General features: G+C 35.7%; 12 protein-coding genes and 2 pseudogenes. 10 read left to right on the top strand and 4 right to left on the bottom strand.

The genetic code is table 11. The features are described from left to right. The first annotated feature begins 343 nt into the window (after positions 1-343). Positions 344-493: a hypothetical protein gene (locus CP352_RS11055; protein ID WP_158227694.1), complete on the top strand. Its 150-nt coding sequence runs from the start codon at positions 344-346 to the stop codon at positions 491-493. A 232-nt stretch (positions 494-725) separates the two neighbouring features. Here the strand turns inward: CP352_RS11055 and CP352_RS05675 are convergent, their stop codons facing one another. Continuing rightward, on the bottom strand, positions 726-6,518 hold the full coding sequence (locus tag CP352_RS05675; protein ID WP_089151045.1) for a S8 family serine peptidase: 5,793 nt from the start codon (positions 6,516-6,518) through the stop codon (positions 726-728). 344 nt (positions 6,519-6,862) lie between these two features. Here CP352_RS05675 and CP352_RS05680 point away from each other — a divergent pair, with 344 nt between their 5' ends. The 5 genes and pseudogenes from CP352_RS05680 to CP352_RS05700 all read left to right on the top strand — a co-directional run bounded on the left by CP352_RS05680 (position 6,863) and on the right by CP352_RS05700 (position 11,695). After that, a complete protein-coding gene (locus CP352_RS05680; RefSeq protein ID WP_065989973.1) occupies positions 6,863-7,768 on the top strand; it encodes a peptidylprolyl isomerase in 906 nt (301 codons plus the stop codon). 326 nt (positions 7,769-8,094) lie between these two features. Continuing rightward, positions 8,095-8,346: pseudogene (locus CP352_RS05685) on the top strand (MerR family transcriptional regulator); the annotation flags it as partial. A gap of 7 nt (positions 8,347-8,353) precedes the next feature. Next, positions 8,354-8,836, top strand: a pseudogene (locus tag CP352_RS05690) (NAD(P)-dependent oxidoreductase); the annotation flags it as partial. A 121-nt stretch (positions 8,837-8,957) separates the two neighbouring features. Then, entirely contained in the window at positions 8,958-11,111 is a 2,154-nt protein-coding gene (locus tag CP352_RS05695; RefSeq protein ID WP_089146079.1) for a hypothetical protein, read from the top strand. A gap of 20 nt (positions 11,112-11,131) precedes the next feature. Continuing rightward, entirely contained in the window at positions 11,132-11,695 is a 564-nt protein-coding gene (locus CP352_RS05700) for a GNAT family N-acetyltransferase (protein WP_089143445.1), read from the top strand. 50 nt (positions 11,696-11,745) lie between these two features. On the opposite strand, the gene CP352_RS05705 is transcribed toward CP352_RS05700, so the two are convergent. After that, entirely contained in the window at positions 11,746-13,143 is a 1,398-nt protein-coding gene (locus tag CP352_RS05705; RefSeq protein ID WP_089143436.1) for an ATP-binding protein, read from the bottom strand. Positions 13,144-13,386: 243 nt separating this feature from the next. On the opposite strand from CP352_RS05705, the gene hpt reads away from it, so the two are divergent. Then, a complete protein-coding gene (hpt, locus tag CP352_RS05710; protein ID WP_005726960.1) occupies positions 13,387-13,920 on the top strand; it encodes a hypoxanthine phosphoribosyltransferase in 534 nt (177 codons plus the stop codon). A gap of 25 nt (positions 13,921-13,945) precedes the next feature. Here hpt and CP352_RS05715 read toward each other — a convergent pair whose 3' ends face one another. Together CP352_RS05715 and CP352_RS05720 are read right to left on the bottom strand one after the other, a co-directional pair. Continuing rightward, positions 13,946-14,488: a TetR/AcrR family transcriptional regulator gene (locus tag CP352_RS05715; protein ID WP_005723891.1), complete on the bottom strand. Its 543-nt coding sequence runs from the start codon at positions 14,486-14,488 to the stop codon at positions 13,946-13,948. 457 nt (positions 14,489-14,945) lie between these two features. Beyond that, positions 14,946-15,779: an SEC10/PgrA surface exclusion domain-containing protein gene (locus tag CP352_RS05720; RefSeq protein WP_065989965.1), complete on the bottom strand. Its 834-nt coding sequence runs from the start codon at positions 15,777-15,779 to the stop codon at positions 14,946-14,948. An 819-nt stretch (positions 15,780-16,598) separates the two neighbouring features. Here CP352_RS05720 and CP352_RS05725 point away from each other — a divergent pair. From CP352_RS05725 to CP352_RS05735, 3 genes are all read left to right on the top strand, one after another. Then, a complete protein-coding gene (locus CP352_RS05725; protein ID WP_005718261.1) occupies positions 16,599-17,936 on the top strand; it encodes a 6-phospho-alpha-glucosidase in 1,338 nt (445 codons plus the stop codon). Between the two features lie 131 nt (positions 17,937-18,067). After that, a complete protein-coding gene (locus CP352_RS05730) occupies positions 18,068-18,841 on the top strand; it encodes a MurR/RpiR family transcriptional regulator (protein ID WP_023488350.1) in 774 nt (257 codons plus the stop codon). A gap of 11 nt (positions 18,842-18,852) precedes the next feature. Continuing rightward, complete coding sequence (locus CP352_RS05735; RefSeq protein WP_005718263.1) at positions 18,853-19,845, top strand: asparaginase; 993 nt, start codon at positions 18,853-18,855, stop codon at positions 19,843-19,845. Positions 19,846-19,874 lie beyond the last annotated feature (29 nt).

A 19,874-nucleotide genomic window follows, 5' to 3' on the forward strand; every position in this document is an offset into this window, starting at 1 on the left:
CTTGAGCAAAATCTTTGGTAAAATCATTCATGAAGGAGTTCTTCTTTCTGTATGTGTTTTTTTGTTCAAACCAATCATACGAGAAAGGAACTCCTTTTTCTAATGTTTAAAGAAATAAATTTAAGGAATCATTCATCCTTACACAAACTATTTTACAGTCTCTAGTTCTACAGTAATGAGAACAAACTAAGGAGATGAATGGTTTAAATAATTATATTGATCATACTTTGTTAGTTCCGAGTGCTACGGAAAAGGAAATTGATAGAGTTGTGGCAGAAGCAAAGCAATATAGGTTTCATTCGGTATGCGTCAACTCTGCTGAGTAAGACACGTTAGTCAACTTTTGAAAGGTACTAATATTAAAGCTGTAACAGTAATTGGTTTCCCTTTTGGCGCATGTTCAACGATTGCTAAAGTTGAAGATGTAAGGGTAATGTTTGAAGCCACTGATGGTCAAATTGGTATAAAAGCAGCTGGCGGTATTCCATACTAGGACTGAAGCTGAATTAATGTTAAATAATAGAGCTACTGGTTTAGGAATTAGTTCAAGTTTAAATATTATTGATGGATAGATGTGATGTTCTTTCTGTGTAATTTTTAACTTTACTTATAAAAATCCCAAAATCAAAAAATCCTACTAAATCCCAGTACACATTATGTACTGAATTAGCAGGATTTTTATTTAGAGCAAATGTCTAAAACTAGCTAAATAATTTTTTAGATTTTTATTTTACAAGATTGACTTTGTTAATGTTGACACTCTTTATATATTTGCTTTCGCCGACTCTGTAAGCATACTTCTTGTAATGTTTGAGTGCCTTGTATTGATCACCGTAAACAGTGATAGTAGTGCCTTTCTTGAGAAGTTTATGTGATGCTTTCTTACCATTAGATTGGTAAACAAATGAATTTCTCTTCAATGTCACTTTAGTACCGGTAACATTTCTTACACGAATATATGCATCCTGGCCGACAATCTTATAGAAGTGTTGACCGCTAAATGTGTAAACCTTAAGTTTCCCTTCTTCGGTAACTAGATTAAGAAAACTGTAAGCTTTGGCAGAACTCTTTGTCTTTTTAAGGTCTTTAGTATAAAGAGTTGACTTGAACATTACTTTAGTGTCCTTGCCATCTTCTGTTGTACTCTTGTTGTCATTTTTCTTGGTGTCTTTTTCATCGTGAGCAGGAGTTACAGTTTGATTGCCCCAAAGTTGGTTGCTGCTTGATGCAGTATTATTATTTCCTGGAAGCAATGGAGTAGAAGGCTGGGTAGACTTTTCAGCTAATGCTTGTTCAGCCTTGTCTAGATCCTTAGCAGCATCTTGAAGGTCAGACAATTTAGCATTCTTGTCAGCTAAGACATCTTCAGCCTTCTTTAAAGCATTGTTAAAGTTCTTCTTAGATTCATCAGTGTATTTATCAAGATCCTTCTTTTTACCAGCATCAACCTTAGTTTGAAGATCTTCCTTAGCCTTAGCTAATTCTTTATCTTCGCTAGGCTTGTTGTCATCCTTGGATGGTTCAGCAGGCTTTTCAGCTAATGCTTGTTCAGCTTTATCTAAAGCCTTAGCAGCATCTTGAAGGTCAGACAACTTAGCATTCTTGTCAGCTAAGACATCTTCAGCTTTCTTCAAAGCTTCATTAAAGTTTTTCTTAGATTCATCAGTAAATTTGCTTAAGTCCTTCTTTTCGCCAGCATTAACTTTAGCTTGAAGATCTTCCTTGGCCTTGGCTAAATCTTCATCTTCACTAGGCTTAGTTTCTTGATTAAGATCCTTAACTTCTACAGACTTAATTTTGGATTCATTGCCATATTTATCAACTGTCTTGAATTGTACGGTCCCGTTTTTAGTAAGTTTAAAGCCATCGACTGGTACATCATTGAATGTTTTTCCATTATCAATGCTGTAAACTACCTTAGCTTCAGCTTCATCAGTAGTTGCTTTAAGGGTTGCGGATTTACCATCTTTTGCAACAACTTGTTCTACGCTAGGCTCAGCTAAAGTCTTAGCAGGTTCATAGTAGACAACTAATGCTTGTGAACTCGAATTCCCTTGGGAATCAGTTACTTTAACGTTGAAAGTATTCTTACCTTTCTTCAAATCAACTTCGTGCTTAAAGTTCTTTTTGATACCTTCTTTACTATTGTAATCAACATCACTCCAACTAGTTTCAACGTCATTACCATTGATTGACAAGTCATAGAATTTATAGTCATCACTTACAGTACCCGAAATCGTAAACTTACCCTTATTAGTGTATACAGTGTTTTCACTGTCTAAGTTTAGAGTAGGAGCTTCAGCGTCTACATAGAAGCTCAATCTCTCTTGAGTAGTTTCTCTAACAGTTGAATCACCAATCAATGCTGAAAAGATCTTAGCGCCATGAGTGCCAATGTTTAGTACTACTCTAAATGTTTGATCTGAATTAATCTTTACGTTTTTACCACCAATTTGCAAAGTGGTAGTTGGTCTTTTTACTTTACCAGTAAGGATTAACTTACCAGTCTTAGGATTGTAGTTTTTAGTCTTGGCATTAACGTTACGAGTACCCCACTTGATACCGTTATTGAAGGTAACATCACTACTTGAAACAGTAGTTTTACCACGATCACTAGATTTAATTGTTTGTACTACGCTAGATGAGTTGCCGTCAGCGTCAGTTGCAACAAGAGTAAAACTATTTTCACCAAAACTTACTGGTAATTCAGTACTAAATGTGTGATCAGCGTTAAGTTCAACTGGAACATCTTTCTGACCTTTTTGTTTAATCACTAAAGTCTTAGTGTCAGCACTTACTTTACCCGAAAGTTTTGCAGTGCTTTCAGAAGTTTGGGCTAATGTGGCTGATTTATCTTTGGTTACATCATAAGTATCATTCTTATCAACTGATAGGCTTTCAACTTTAGCTGGGACTAAGCTTACAGTAATGTCTTGTTTCTTAAGCAAAGTCTTATGATCAGAATCAGCATAAAGAGCAATAGTAGTCTTGTAATCGTCTTGAGAAAGTGGAAGTTCTGCGGTAAATAACTTGTTGTCATCACTTTCTACGCTTAAGTCATGAGTATGACCATCTTTATCAGTGTAAGTTCCATAGATTTTACTTGGGTAAGTACCAGAGAATACATAAGTACCACTTTTTGCATTGTAGTTCTTAGTTTGTGATGAGATCTTGTCTGGCAATCCACCATTTCTAAGAACTAAGCCGAAGCTGGTTTCACCTGGCTTATTGCCTTCACCTGAAGTAGTACCTGCATTTGCGGCATTATCGAATAATGCAACAGAAAAGCTATTTGTGCCTGCTTGAAGTGCCTTTACCTGAGCTGGAGATAAGTCGATTTCAACTTTCTTGAACCCATCTTTATCCGCTTTAACAGTAGGATCATATTCTAGTTGACCTAAGACACCATTGACAGAAACGTTTACTTCACCACTTAAACCACTAAGTTCATCTTTTGCTTCTGCAGACAAGTAATAACGAGTTTGTTCTTGTCCTTTAGCATCTTTGATCTTGCTTGATTCTAATTTAAGGTTCTTTACCACAGGTGCAACACTGTCAACTTTAACTGGGATATCATAATGTTGTTCAGTATTTGTTCCGTTAACGGTTGCAGAAATTCTATAAGTATAGTTTCCGTCAGGAGCATTAACAGTCTTGTTAGCTTGCTGATCGAAGTATGTACCATCCCAAGAAGGAGCGTCGTTAAAGTAAGTATAGCTTTGCTCTTGTGACTCATAGTAAGTCTTGGTTGCATTACTCAAAGAGGCTAAAGTATTGATTACTTTACCATTCTTATCCAAAATTTGGATCTTAACGTTGTTAGCATTTCTATACAAGTAGTAAGTAGGCTTAAACCATTTGTATTGTGCATTTTTAGCATTAGAGATTGCAAATTTTGAAGGATCAAAACGTAAGTTGCCAGAGGCATCTCTACTTAAGCCTGGGTTAGTATTATCAGCACTGTTACCTACAGTTACTAAAGTACCAAACATATTATTGTCAGGTTGGAATACATCTGGATCATTAAGACTAGCAAAGATTGGAAGATCTGAACTTGCCCAATCACCAAAGAAGCCCATATATGGGAGACGTAATTGTGAGGAGTCTGATCCATTAAATGTTAGGAAACCTTCAACATATTGATTTTCATTAAAGTTAGCAGGTAAAGTCAGAGTTAAAGTGAGTTCCTTAGTAGAATTTGCAGGAACTACAACGTCACCACTAGCTTTAATTGAAGCTCCGTCAATCTTCTTATCATATAAAACTGCGGAGCCATCAGTAGCAGAGGTGTAAACATCAGAATCTTTACCATTATTTGCTAATTTGTAAGTTAAAGGTTTATTAGTACGATTAGTAAATTTAACTTGGAATTTAAGATTTCTATTTTTAAAACTCTTGAGTTCTACACCAGGATAGCCATTACTGCTGACTACAGTTGAAGGATTTTTAGCTAGAGCTTGGATAGTAGCTTGGGCGTTGATAAAACCAGCACCTTGTCTACGTGGAGAAACGATAACATTATCATGGCTGATATCAGGTTGAATACTTGCAGTATTCATTTCTAAAGTTTTGATAAATGCAGTTCTTTCTTCTGGACTCATTTTTTGATAAGTTGTGTAGAAAGCACCATTCTTGTCATTCATTGTTTGACTAACAAGTGCTTGGGTACCAGCAATAAATGGAGAAGCCATTGAAGTACCAGACATGTTAGTGTAACCATTGTTGTTTTGAGTGGACCAGATATGTCCACCAGGTGCCGAGATATCTGGCTTAAATGCTAAGTTAGAAGCAGGACCATATGAAGTGAAATCAGACATTAAGTCTGTTTGACGAGCAGAGTTATTCAAAGCCTGGACAACAATGCTTACTTTCAATGCTTCATCAGGATGGGCTTCAACGTATTTTACTAATTCTTCTCCTGCTGAGGCTGATAAACCGGCAGTAGGGAAGCCAGCAGTAAGTGACATACCAGTCATATCGCCAGGTTTATTGTTAACAATTATTAAACCAGCAGCACCGGCTTCTTGGGCGTATTTCTGCTTATCAGTAAAAGTAAGATCACCACGTTTGACGATTGCAATTTTACCTTTCACAGCAGAAGTATATTGTTTGGCAGCACCTGTGCCTAATTTGTCATTCTTGTCTTTTACGACGTAAAATTTTTTATCATTAAAGAAAGCACGATCAGTACCTTCTGAAAGTTGAGTAGCTTCTGGATTTACAATAGTAGTTTTACCATCGGCAGATGTAATAGTCACTCCATCAGTAGTAGCCTTAGTATTTTCAGCAGAAGCAACAGTTGTTGCACTTCTTGCAGTACCGGGACTACCAAGAGTTTCCATGTCAGGGTTACCGTAGTAAGCTTTATTAACACCTTCAGTTTCTGAATTTGAAGTACCGGAGTTACCAGCAGAAATTACGGCTGCAGTACCTTTTTTAGTAGCACGTTCAACAGCAGCAACTTCTGGGTCATCTTCATTTTGTTGACCAGAAACTGAACCTAATGACATGTTTAAGACATCAGCGCCAAGCTTAGCAGAGTCGTCGATTGCGCCAATGATACTAGTAGAATCAGTAGAAGCTGAGCTATCTGAATTAGAAAAAGCTTTCATAGCTAATAACTGAGCTTCTGGAGCAACGCCAACAACGGAGTTAACAGAGTTAGCAGCAGTACCGTTGGCAGCAACAATACCAGCAACGTGCATTCCGTGTTGTTCGCTAGGATTATCATCGGTAATATTGTCATTATTGTCTGAATAATTGTGACCGTATGGTACTTTATCAGTAAAGTAACGACCATAACCAGTTTCTTTAGTAAAGGCATTAACTTTATCTTTGGTCAATTTTGCCTTGGAATCATCACTTAAGCGCAAATCCTTATGGTTCGGATCGATACCAGTATCAATGATAGAAACAACAGTACCTTCACCTTTGTATTTATAATTGTTCCAAACGGTTGAAACGTTAGCCATATCATCGGCTGAAGAGTCATTAGCGTAATAAACTTTGGCTAAAGTTACAGATTTAACGCCAGGAATATTTCTTAATTTTTGAATATCTTTTACTTTTGCCTTGGTAGCAAATCCATTAACTACGTAACCGTAACTTTTACCAATTGCTTGGTTAGTAATAGCTTTAACTTTTTCCTTAATAGAAGCTTGATTGGCAATTACTTCTTTGGAAGCTTGCTCAATTTCTGCGCTGCTTGAATTAGCACTTACTGAGCCATTAGTAGCAGCTGGTGCAGCTGACAATTGAACAATCACATCAACGTATACGTCTTGCTTTTGCTTAGGAGTTAAGTGCTTAAGATTAACTCCTTTTGCTGCTAATTGTGCTTCAATTGCTTTGTTAGTTAAACCGGTTGTAGCAGATTCTGCTGCTTGAGTACTTTTTGCAACAGTTTTGGTTTGACTTTCAACACTAGCCTTAACTTGTTGTTCGGCAGTGGCAAACACAGATACGACAGATAGGGTAGCAGCACAAACCAATACCCCTGCATATTTATTTCTCTTCATAAAATAGCCCTCCAAAATAATTAATAATAAGGCTTTAATTTTTAATTAATATTAATAATTTTTATTTCAATTTAATATTACTAATATTAATCAAATATTATATTGAGAAAGATCATAAAAAGCAACAGAAATTTCATACTAATTTTTTTATTTTGATTAATAAATGAAAAATAATTTTAATCTCAAGAAGACTTATTAATTCTGAAAATAACATCAAAAAGAAAAAAATGATTTTAAAATTGTATAGCTTATTATTTGTTATTTTATAATTTAGTTGAAATTAAAGTTAAAATCTGCTTTAATACTTTTAATAATTTAATGATATATTTTTTGGAGCAGACAAGATGGATAAATTATTAAAAAATTTAATGATGACTGCAACTGTTTTTTCTTTGTTGGGCTTGGCTGGATGCTCTACATCAAATAATGCTGAAGTTGCACAATATGGGAAAGATAAGAAAGTTACTCAAGAAGAATTTTATAAAGAACTTAAATCGTCCCCCTCAAGTAAGACCATTTTAGCTAATTTATTAATTTATGATGCTTTAAAAGCACAATATGGTAAAAAATTGGATGTTAAAAAAGTCAATACTGAGTACAGCAACTATAAGGAACGTTATGGTTCACAATTCGATAACTTTTTAGCCCAGGGTGCATATACTAAAGCATCTTTTAAAAGAATGATTCAAATCAATTTACTTAGTCGAATTGCTTTGGAATCTCAAATTAAGCCGACGGATAAACAATTGAAGGCAGCATGGAAAGATTATCAGCCTTCAGTCAGTGTGCAGCATATTCTGACTACTAGTAAAACAACAGCTGAACAAGTTATTGAGCAGCTAAATAATGGTGAGAGTTTTTCAAGCTTAGCTAAAAAGTATTCTGTAGATAGTTCTACAAGTAGCGATGGCGGAAAATTAGCTGCATTTAATCAAGAAAATAAAAATTTAGATTCAACTTTTAAAAATGCAGCATATAAGCTTAAGGATGGCGAATATACCAAAACGCCAGTAAAAGTCACTAATGGATATGAAATAATAAAAATGGTTAAACACCCAGATAAGGGAAATTTTGAAAGTAGCAAGGCAGAACTAACTAAGGAGCTTTATAATAAATGGGCTGCAAACTCTACTGTGATGAAAAATGTAATTAGCCAAGTGTTAAAAGATCAAAAAGTAAAAATCACTGATAAAGACTTGCAATCGGCATTGGATCAGTATAAAGGTTCGACAATGTCAGCAGCAAATTGATAACATAAAAATATTTCTAGGACATAATCAACTGTTGGGTTAGTAAATGTAAAGTAAGTTCCATTGAATTTATTTGAAAGCATGCCCTCAATCTCGTAAACTTATAAATATATAGAAAATGAGCAAAAATTACAAAAGTTAGTGAAACAAGCTGTGGATAACCTTGAAACTTTACTTAATACTTTTAATGAAATCAAGAAGCTAATGAATAAGCAATTAGATGAAGAGATGTATGATTATTAGCGTTGTTGACTGTAAAAAATGCTACCTTGGTTTGAGTTGACTGGACTAGTTTTAACGTTTAGTATTTCATAAAGATAATTAACATGACTAAATACTACACAAGCGGCGAATTTGCGGAAAAAGTGCATGTCTCGATTCGTACGATTCGCTATTATGACCAGAAGAATTTATTAAAACCAGCTGCGCGTACTAAGAGTGGTGCGCGGCGATATACAGATCAAGATTTTGCCAAATTGCAACAGATTTTGCTACTGAAATATCTGGGTTTTTCACTTAATGAAATTCGAGAGATGACGATCGGGGCGGGGGATGCACAATTTTTACTGGGTTCCTTGTAAATTCAAAATCGCTTGGGTTTTTAGCATTAATGGTCATAATTTTATCAAAACGATGCTTAAAGTAGGCAAAAGTCATGATGAAGTTAAGGTGGTTAATGACCAAATTGGTACGCCAACTTATACTTTTGATCTAGCACGCTTGCTGGTTGATATGATAGAAACTGATAAATACGGTTATTACCATACGACTAATAGCGAATTGTCTGAGACTGCTAGCGGTTTTGACGATAATGGTACTAAAACAGGCTATATTTCTTGGTACGATTTTACTAAAGAAATTTATCGTCAAGCAGGCTACGATACCAAGGTAACACCGGTAACGACTGAAGAATATGGTTTGTCCAAAGCGGTGCGGCCATTTAACTCACGCTTGGATAAGAGTAAGCTGGTTGAAAATGGTTTTAAGCCTTTACCAACTTGGCCTGATGCAGTTCACCGATATTTAGAGATTTTGAAGAAGCAAGGCTTTTTTGAAGAGTTGAAATAGACAAAAGATGAGGATTTGATGCTTCATCTTTTTTTTGATTGTCAAAAGGAATGCAATCAAGGCGTAAATATGTGAAAATGTAATTGCTTACGGCTTTTTTGATAATAAAGGGGTTTTTTCCATGACTGAAGATGCAAAACTAAAACAAGTAATTAACAAAGTCAATAATGCAATTGAGTGGATTTACAGTCTTGGCTGCATTGTTCCTAATTCTTTGAATACTGAACTCGATTCTGATGAAGACGATCTTTATCTTTACCTACAAACGCCTAACAATTTAATAATTCCGAGCATGTTTTTAAATGATCAAACTTATGATTATTTACTTGAGCAAGATGACGCTTCTAACGGTGAAGGAATTATTGTTAGTTTAGCAGGTAGTTTTTTTGATGCCACAGCTCCTGAACGACGTGCTGAACTTGATTCTACACAATTACGTCAGGATGTGGATTATCTTTACAACGTTTGGTATAGGTTGACGCGAAAAAATGAAACGATTAATAATTACTATCGTGATACAGCAGGTACCTCTATAGTGGAAATACGAGAAAATTTGCAAAAGGCTTTAACTGCTAGTGGCTTATATGGAGCAGATATATTAGCGCAGACTGAAAGCAAATTGGCAGAGCTGCCAGACGCGTATTTATTGGCTATTTCTAAGGAAGTCCAGCGCTCAACTGATGATGCTGAAGCAATTGGTCGTTTAGTTCATCATATGACAATGGAGATCCCCAATGATTCATACTTGTTCAAGCCAGATCCTGACTTTTCTTTGTTAGAAGATGCATCTGCTAATGTTGAGCAAACTGATAGTGATAATTCAAGCAATTTGATAGGTGATCCAATCGAGCGACCAGAGGCTGAAAAATTGGCTACTAAATTTCGTCAGGCTAGCGAGCTATTAGTACAAAATAATCTTATTCCTGTAGGTGCCTTTGGAATAGAGTATGATGAAGCACAACATGATTTGATTGTGTATTTGCAGTCGCCTAATGATGTGATGATTTTTCGAAATGATATTCTAGGTACTAAGATTGCAACAATGATTGAAAATGAGAGTGTAGAGCAATGTGCGGCTCATTTAGCCATTTCGTTTATCCTTAATTTTGCCCGTGATTTACAAGACACCGCAGGACAAATTAGTGATGATGATTGGGATGCTTATTGTGCCGATCTAGACTACTTATATCGTTTGATTTTTGGCTTTTCTCTCAGTATCCCTGACGTTGACAACTACCTAGCTAGCACTAATGAAAGATCATTGAATGATTTGCGGCAAAAACTGCGTAGCTGTGTTCAAGCTAGCAACAACGAAGACAAGAATGATTTAATTGAAATTATTAATAAGCTAGGCTATGGGTACCTCTATAGTTTACAAGCGTACATTGATTCGATCGGCGATGATCAAGCTGCAGATGCAATTACCAACTTTTTAGGTCACTCACTAATTTATTTACCTAACCAAGATATTGATGCTGGTTTTACTGCAGATCCTAATTTCTCTGTTTTAGATGAAAATAATCCACATGATACCTGGCAAAATGGTTCAATCGTCATTGACAATAATCAGGGTGATGCTTCAGGAATTGTAGCTGAGCTATATCCTAAAATTCAATCTGCCGCAGAAAATTTGGCTCAACGTTGCGATTTTGAACCTGGTTCAATCAATGTGCAGTACTCTGCTAAGCAAGGGTTATTAGGGATCCTGTTCCAAACGCCAGGAAGAGTTTTGAGTCCTTCTTTTGCTTGGAATGCACAAAATGCGGCTCAATTAGTTGAGATGGAGCCGGAGCAGTTAGAAACTCAACTAACGCTTGATTATGTTTTTGGTGCCTTTGGTGAGGCAATCGATGACCTCGCTAGTGAGATTAGCAAGAACCAAGGCAAAATAGACCAGGATAGTGTTGAACTAATTAATGTTGATTTGGCTTACAATTTTGAGAGAATTACTAAACTATCACGTACCTACGCTGACATGGATCTAGCACTTAAAGAAATGATGGGTAATGATTATGCGGAAAGAAAAATGCGCGACTTTTTGACTACTTCAATGCAAGTAGATGATAATGATGCGGCTTATCAGGTGGATGGACTGTTGATTCGAGCCACTTATACGCAGCTCTTCGCCTTATATCGCTTAATGCATGACTGCAAATTGCTGGAACCGAAGGCAACTACTATATTTGACCTGTTAAAAAATCAAGTAGAAAACCCAATCAAGTTCGATGTAGTCGATGATGTTGATTTGTTTGAAAATGATCATGATGATGAATAGTTTTTAAGGAGAAAGTAATGATTATTAGACGAGCAAGAAAGTCGGATTTTCCCTTTGTTTATCCGATATTAAAACAAATTTTTGATGAAATGCAGATGAAGTCGATTGAATCTTTGCCAGAAGATCAATTCTATAGCTTAATGAAATTAGGGTTCATTTCCGAGGATTATCGCTATTCATACCGCCGAATTTGGGTAGCTGAAGATCATGGTAAGGTGACCGGAATTTTAGATATGTATCCTTATAAGGACCAGAAGATCATCGATGTAGTCCTGCGTCATAACTATGCAAATGCTGGTTTACCCATTTCAACCGTGATTTTTGATGATCAAGAAGCTTGGCCACACGAGTGGTATATTGATGCGTTAGCTGTACATCCCGACCATTGGGGTGAACACATTGCTAGTCGTCTGATGGACGAGGCAGAACAAGTAGCGTTAGCTCATGGCTATCATATTATCAGCTTAAATGTGGACAAAGAAAATCCACGTGCGCAAGCTTTATACAAGCATAAGGGTTATGAAGTGCAGAAGTCGATGACGATTGGTGACCGCACTTACGATCATATGATTAAGAAAATATAGAGAAAAAGCAGCATTCCTAGAGTATAAGCTTTGGGATGCTGCTTTTATGTTTATTCAAAAAAGTGTTGGTATTCAATTACTGTGACATTATTTTTTTGCGCATATGCTTTGAAACCAGGCGTTGCCTCTTTGGCAAAAAAGTAAAGATAGCTTTGTTTAATCTTGGGTACTAGGAACGATCTTTCAACTAAAGTATCAATCATTTCCGGTTTAATCTTATCTTTTGCTCGCCATTTACATTCACCGATAATAGCTTGATTATTAGTGAAATCAGGTGCAACAATATCAATTTCTTCTTCACGCTTTTTAGCTGGATTAGGGCCCCACCACTGACCAATTGTACGAATGCCAATTGGTAAATCATTTTGACGCCAAAGCCAATCGCCACTAGCTTGTTCAAATACTGGACCTAAAAATCTGGGTAATTCACTCATAATATAGTCTAATAAGCGATCAACTTGTCCTCTAACAATTAAATCTGTCTCACCGTCGACAAACTTGAACCAGAAACGAAAGAGACCATCAACAATATAATAGTAAGCTTTGCGGTTATTTTTATTAAAAAGTGGTTGCTTTTTTTGAATGACGCCAATATCTATTAAATTTTTTAAATAGGGTGTAAGAGAGCTAGATGTAATATCAGTTGCTTGCACAATATCGTTGTAGTGATTGGAACCATTAGCAATAGTTTTGAGAATAGCATTATATGTAGCTGGATTGCGCATTTCTTCCTGCATTAGAACGTTCGGTTCATCACGCAGAGGAGCAACTGGTGAGAAAAACATTTGTCTAATATTATCTCTCAATGAAATCTCGGGATTGATATAAGCCAAGTACTGAGGAATGCCACCAGTGATGCCATAGTAACCTAATAAGTCGCTTTTATTAACACTAGGCAGCATTGTTTCTGATTCAAATAAGTCAAATGGTTCTAGTTTTAATTGCCCAGTTTTTCTGCCATAAAGTGGGCTCTTGTACCCCAGGACCTGTCTTTCCATGAATGACATCGATGACCCACAAAGAATTAACATGACATTATTGTATTTTTTATAGACATGGTCAATTACGTATTGAAGAATAGAGCTGACAGAATGTTCTGATCTGGCTAAAAAGGGATATTCATCGATGACAAAGACTAATTTTTGTTCTAAATGATTAGCAATATTTTGCACTTCTGTAAAAGCTTTTTCAAAATCAGCGTAGGATGCAGTATTAAAATCATCATTTTTTAAATCGTTGATTTTTTCTGATAAATTCTTGAGATTCATATCACCTGTTGATTCTATTCCTTGATAGTAAATAGCAGGTTTATTCTGAATAAACTCACTAATCAAGGCGGTTTTACCAACTCGTCTACGGCCATAGATTACGATCATCTCGAAGTTAGGACTCTGATATTTAGCATTGAGGTCATTGAGTTCATTATTTCTACCGACAAAATGTTGCATAGATTTATTCCTTTCTTTTATTTGATTATAACATAATTACGATTAGCCTTATTATAATTATGCTAATCGTAATAAGGTTAATTTCAGTGAAATACTTTTGTTAAAATCCGAACAATTTAGGCTAATTGTAGCCAATAAATAAACAAATTATTTACTTTTAGTACTTCATAGCTTTAACTCAGTCTTAAATCATGTTAAAATCTTATCAATGACAAAATTATGAATTCAAAGGGTAGACAGATAATGAACAACGACATTGAGAAAATTTTGTTTGATCAAGCACAATTAGATAAGCGCATGGATGAGATGGCTGCTGAATTGAATCAAAAATATGAGGGCAAGCAGCCGATTGTCATTCCCGTTTTAAATGGGGCAATGATTTTTGCTAGTGACATGATCAAGCGACTTAACTTTAAATTGACAGTTGATCCAATTAAGGCTTCAAGTTATGCCGGTACCGAATCAACAGGCAAGGTAAAGATCACTCAAGATATAAAATCTGATGTTAAAGATCAACCGGTAATTTTTATGGAAGATATTATTGATACAGGTCGTACGCTTCAAGCTTTAAGTGAAGTGATGAAGGACCGCGGTGCTGCTAGTGTTGAAGTAGTAGCGATGCTCGATAAGCCGACAACTAGAGTAGTTGATTTCCATGCTGATTACTATGGTTTTCAAGCTCCAGATGCATTTTTAGTAGGGTATGGTCTTGACTATAACGGCTTATATCGTAATTTACCTTATGTCGGTATTTTAAAACGTAAAATTTATGCTTAATGTAAAAAGTTGCTAGTATTCGTTGCTAGCAACTTTTTTTAATGTGATGGAGAAAAAGGCATTCAACGTCAGTATAAACTGTGATGACATTGTCCTGATAGTCATGAGCAATCCAGTCTAGAATTCGAATAAGAATCAAACTTGAAATGCTTTGGATATGCTTATTAGAAAGATTACTATTGAATAGTAATTTTTGCATTTCACGAAAAAGAGCTTGGTCAACTTGTGTTCGAATTTGACTTGAGGCAAGAGAATGTACATTTCGATAGTAGGTGGCATTAGTTTCAATTTCTATCAGTAAGTTGTGTGCTTTTTTATGTAAAGTACTTGATTGGGGATTGTTGAAGCAAGAATTGATTTCGAATTGCAGTACTTGACTAAATAGATCATTCAAATTTTTAAAGTTGCGGTAAAAAGTTCCGCGACAGATATTTGCAGCTTCACAGAATCTTTGAACTGAATACTTGTAAACAGTTCCTTGTGATAGGTCTTTTTTTAAGGCTTGTGCAAAGAATTGGATATGTATCCTGTCTTTTCTAGTTTTTCTTCTTGTAGTAGTGAAATACATCTTTATCCTCCCTTTTTTATGTTCATTGAACATATTGATATATAATATACCAGTTGCTATTTAATATAGCAATCCTTTTTTTAGATAACAATAATGTAATAGATTGTGTAAGCGAAAATCCCGCATGGATAACGCAAAAATTGCTTTTGAAAAAGTTTATTAATTGTAATCATAATTTACTATACTGTTATTAATTATGTACAGTTATTGCTGGAAACATTGATTTATCAAGGATTATAGACAAAATAGTAATAAGATAATAACTTAACACACTATTAGTATTAGCTAATGTATACAAACAATTAGATAGCTTAATTGAAAATGTGTGAATATCTGCATTTTTTTGACAGGATTTTGATGAAAAATGGGCAAAAATAAAAGAGCTCAAATAGTTGACTGAACTACTTGAGCTCTTGGATTAGGAAACTGTATTAAGTTTTTAACTACAGCGTTAGTTTTAATGATTGAATTTTCTGTAGTTTTGGATGTAACGTTTAGCAACACCCATCATGTGAACACTAACCTTGCTTTGGTCATCCTTTAAGCCACTGAAACTAATACCAAAGTATTTAGTCTTAGCATCGTAGCTCTTAGTACGGCAACCAAGTAAATCACCAGCGTGTTCCCATTCAGTGTATCTAGATGAGTCATTCATCTGACTGTCAGAGCCTGCAAAACCGCCAAAAAGCATTTGCTTTACGTTAAAGTAAATTTGGTTTTTCAATACTGACATTGGACGTAAGTTAGTATTGTATGTTGAAGAGATAGGCAAGCCAGCTTCATCTTCGTAGACTTGACCTACTTTTGAGTTAAGGCCAGAAGCCTTAGCTGCGCGTTCAATTCCAGTAACATAGTGGTCGGCATCCCAGCAAGATCTGTTATGGTTGTAGTATTCGTTAGCTACACGATTTGCAAAGTGCAAAGCACCTCGCTTGTAAGTCCAGTCTTGCTTGCCAAGTTGATGACGTGCAGAATTAATTAAGCTTAAAGTGTATTGGCTCAGTTCTTTTTGTTGAGACGCAGTTAATTTAGTCACGTTAACTAACGTATTATCTGAACCCGCATCACTATTGGTGTTTTCCTTCATGCCTTTTTTAGAAGCATCAATCAAAGCCTTACTTGCTTTACCAGTTTGGTTCCATTTAATAATGGCACTCTTGGTGTAACCAGCGGGTAATGTGATAGAAGCAGCTTGAACAGTAGAGTTGTTATTATTTGAAATAGCAACACTTCCACCTGCTAAAGCGGCTGCGATACCGATAAGTGATAATAGCTTAACATTCTTTGTCATTTTTCCTAATCCCCCTATATTACGAAAAGAATTCCCAATTTATAAGTCATTTTTTTGCTTAAGGAGTAGTCAATTCCTTAAAGATCGTTATATGTCTCTTCATGGAATGATACTAACATTATTAAAAACAAAGTCTATATATGAACAGCTTTAATAACGTATCTTGTTAAATAAAAACATATATGTTATTTTTTAGAGTGCTAGTTTATCAAGACTTAGGGCGACCTAAAATAAAAGCTATACGACTAATAAATAATTCAAAAGTTTTTTAATAAAGGCTAAATTTATATAAAAAAATATATAATTATAACCTAAGTTATCTATAAATTATCAAGTACTAATGACTAAGAGTTGGGATAAAATCAGCGTTTAGCAAAGATATGTTTTAAAAATATTATATTGTATAGAAAATAGCAGAAAGATATTAAAATTATAATTAATTTCAAAATTACACTACAAAATATGGAAGTGAAACTAGTTTGAGTCGTATTTTTTAATTAAAGCTATACGATCATCAAATACGGACTATTTATTTTTGTGGTTAAAGGAATATTCAAATTATAGTTTATCTTGGTCATGAAACGATTATTTTTTTCATTTTTACACTATTACTAATAAAGGCAAGTTAAACATCTGATTTGTTAGGCTTAAGGCAACATTTAAAAATATTTCGCGTAGTGAAACGCGTTCCAAAACTTGAAACAAAGTCTGAAGCTGGTGAAAACGAATACATTTGTGGAAGAAGATGATATAAATATATGCGTAAGGCAAATGAAACAGAGATAAAAACTTAGTTTTATTTAAAGGAGAAAATAGATTATGGATGGTAAGAAATATTCAGTAGTTATTGCTGGCGGTGGTAGTACTTTTACTCCAGGATTTGTCCTTGATTTAATCAAGAGTCAGGATAAATTCCCATTAAGACAGTTGAAGTTCTATGATAACGATGCTGAACGGCAAGAAAAGATTGCCAAAGCTGTTGAAATTATCATGAAGGAAAGGGCACCACAAATTAAGTTTTCTTACACAACTGATCCTAAAGAGGCCTTTACTGATGTAGATTTTGTTATGGGATCAATTCGTGTTGGTAAATATCACATGAGAAGCTTGGATGAAAAGATTCCATTAAAATATGGCGTGAATGGTCAAGAAACTACTGGACCCGGAGGAATGGCCTATGGTCTTCGCTCAATTCCCGCAATTTTGCAAATTATTGATTGGATGGAAGAATACTCACCAAATGCTTGGATGATCAACTACTCCAACACAATTGCAATCGTTGCAGAAGCTTGCCGTCGTCTTCGTCCAAATGCTAAGGTAATTAACATTTGTGATATGCCGATTGATGATATGGACAGAATGGCTGCCATTTGTGGTTTGGACAGTTGGCATGATATTGACTTTAACTATTATGGTTTGAATCACTTTGGCTGGTGGAAAGAAGTTCGCAACAAGAAGACTGGCGAAGACTTAATGCCTAAGTTGAAGGAATACGTCAAAGAGCACGGCTATTGGGTAGGTGGCGATTACGACAAGGATACTGAAGCTTCTTGGGAAGCCACCTTTAAGAAAGTTGCCGATGAATATAAGCTAGAGCCAGAAACTTTGCCAAACAATTACATGCAATACTACTACTTCCCACAATATGAAGTTGCTAATGCTGATCCGAAGCATACTCGTACTGATGAAATTCGTGAACACCGGCAAAAGATTGTCTTTGGCGAATGTGAAAGAATCGTAAAGGTGGGAACTGCTAAGAATAATATTTGGGATATTTCAGGTTTGCACTCTGAATATATCGTAGATATTTGTCATGCGATCGCATTTAACACTCATGAAAAGTTCTTAGCTAACTGTGCTAATAACGGTGCAATTTCTAATATGGATCCAGATTCAATTGTTGAAGTACCAGCATTGTTTGGTGCTGATGGCATTCAACCAATGGCTACGGGTAAAGCAGGTCGCTTCCAAAGAGGCTTGATGATGGAACAACAAACTTGTGAAAAATTGGTTGTTGATGCTTATGTTGAACATTCATACAATAAGATGCTACAAGCATTTGCATTAAACAAGACTGTACCAGATGCTTCCGTTGCTAAGAAGATTTTGGATGACATGATTCCAGTTAATGCTCCATACTGGCCAGAACTTAAATAATTAATTGTCATAACATAACTTCAATTCAAGAATAAAAATTAAGGTAGTTACTCAAATAGGGTGGCTACCTTTTTTGAGTACGACATGATATTCTTTTCTTAATAAGAAACAGTGATGAGAAAGGAAACAGAATGGATTTAGAAACAGCGGTCATGAAGAAAAAGGAAAGTTTTAATGAGACCGATAAAGCGATCGTTAGCTATTTATTGAAATATCCTGAAGCAGCAAGTCAGTTGAGTTTGCTGGAATTAGCTCAGAAATTATACGTTTCTAAGTCCGCTATTTTTCGCCTAAGCAAAAAATTGGGATTAAGTGGTTTCAGCGAATTGAAATTTGAATTGTCCGAGTTAGCTACACGAAAGGAGCAAAACGTTAAGAACAAGCAAACGCTAGATTTCAATACGGATTTACAAAAGATCATTGCTGAAACTTTTAAATATTTTAAGGGATTAAACTTACAACCATTTTTTGCGGATTTAGATCAAGCGGAAACGATCTATCTTTACTCTACTGGCTGGCAGCAGCAAATTATCGCGGAATATTTGGCGCATAACTTTTTCTTAATTGGTAAAAAAGCAATTATTTTGCCTAGTGCACGCGACGAAGTGGCATTATTAGGGCGGTCTGCACGGGAAAATGACATGCTGTTTGTTATTTCATTTGGTGGTTTTAATAAAACAATTATTGAAGAACTTAAGAAGATTGATGTCGTGAATACTGAACTGAAATTGGTGTCACTGACTAGCTGGCAAACGGGAAAATTAGCCTCTCTTAGCGACTATAGCTTTTTCTTCAAAACTACGCCATTTCAATTTAGTAAGCAAAATGCGGTAACTTTTAGTTCGGCCTATGTTTTAATTGATCTAATCATGAATAGTTATGGTCGACATTGTGATTTGAGATAAAGGGGAACAAGATGAAGAAAATATTATTGCTATCAACTGGGGGAACTATTGCTTCCGTTGCTTCTGATGCAGGCCTAGTACCCAAGGAAACCGGTGAAGAGTTAATTAAAATGTTGGGAAAGTTGCCGTACGACATTCAAGTCCGCGATATTTTGCAATTAGATTCTTCTAATATCCAACCAGAAGAATGGAAATTTATTGCAGAAAATATTTACAAATACCGCAATGATTACGATGGAATTGTTGTTTCACACGGTACTGATACTATGGCTTATACGGCATCAATGTTGTCGTTTATGCTGAAAAATATTAATATCCCGGTTGTGCTGACGGGAAGTCAGGTACCAATTAACGTGGTCCTAAGTGACGCTCACGATAACCTACGGTTGGCTTTTGCAGCTGCAGCAACTTGTCCACCTGATGTTTATTTAGCCTTTCATAATAAAGTTATGCTGGGCTGCCGCAGTGTAAAGGTGCGGACTACCAACTTTGATGCTTTTGAAAGTGTGAATGTACCACCAGTAGCAACCGTTTCTTCCGATGGATTAGTTTTTAATTCAGAACATTTTCAAAGAGAACATGACGGTCAGCCAACCTTGAATACCAAAATTAATTCGCACGTATCGTTGGTGAAACTATTTCCAGGTTTTGATCCTAATCTGCTTTTTGCGATGGTTAATAGTGGTTGCCGTGGAATTGTTATTGAAGCGTATGGTCTAGGCGGGATGAACTTTATTCGCCGCAACATGGTAGCCGCAATTGGTAAGCTAATTCGTCAAGGTATTCCCGTTGTAGCCAGCAGTCAATGCTTGTATGAACGTAGCGATTTGACCAAATATGAGGTGGGGCGTGAGGCTTTGCTGGAAGGAGCTATTTCCGCTTGTGATATGACTTCTGAGAGTGCGATTACCAAATTAATGTGGGCTTTAGGGCAAGGGATGGACGTCCATCAAATTGCTGATTTTTTTGATACAAATGTTGCTGGAGAAGTAACTCTTAAGTAAAGGTAAATAATATTACAATTATGTTAATT

It is taken from the genome of Lactobacillus sp. UMNPBX1 (assembly GCF_002554085.1).
Taxonomy (GTDB): domain Bacteria; phylum Bacillota; class Bacilli; order Lactobacillales; family Lactobacillaceae; genus Lactobacillus; species Lactobacillus crispatus.

What these genes read in the sequence shown, in the direction of transcription:
- CP352_RS05675 (WP_089151045.1), bottom strand. Translation starts at nt 6,518, where the DNA reads ATGAAGAGAAATAAATATGCAGGGGTATTGGTTTGTGCTGCTACCCTA.
- CP352_RS05695 (WP_089146079.1), top strand. Translation starts at nt 8,958, where the DNA reads ATGACTGAAGATGCAAAACTAAAACAAGTAATTAACAAAGTCAATAAT.
- CP352_RS05735 (WP_005718263.1), top strand. Translation starts at nt 18,853, where the DNA reads ATGAAGAAAATATTATTGCTATCAACTGGGGGAACTATTGCTTCCGTT.
- CP352_RS05705 (WP_089143436.1), bottom strand. Translation starts at nt 13,143, where the DNA reads ATGCAACATTTTGTCGGTAGAAATAATGAACTCAATGACCTCAATGCT.
- CP352_RS05680 (WP_065989973.1), top strand. Translation starts at nt 6,863, where the DNA reads ATGGATAAATTATTAAAAAATTTAATGATGACTGCAACTGTTTTTTCT.
- hpt (WP_005726960.1), top strand. Translation starts at nt 13,387, where the DNA reads ATGAACAACGACATTGAGAAAATTTTGTTTGATCAAGCACAATTAGAT.
- CP352_RS05720 (WP_065989965.1), bottom strand. Translation starts at nt 15,779, where the DNA reads ATGACAAAGAATGTTAAGCTATTATCACTTATCGGTATCGCAGCCGCT.
- CP352_RS05725 (WP_005718261.1), top strand. Translation starts at nt 16,599, where the DNA reads ATGGATGGTAAGAAATATTCAGTAGTTATTGCTGGCGGTGGTAGTACT.
- CP352_RS05730 (WP_023488350.1), top strand. Translation starts at nt 18,068, where the DNA reads ATGGATTTAGAAACAGCGGTCATGAAGAAAAAGGAAAGTTTTAATGAG.
- CP352_RS05715 (WP_005723891.1), bottom strand. Translation starts at nt 14,488, where the DNA reads ATGTATTTCACTACTACAAGAAGAAAAACTAGAAAAGACAGGATACAT.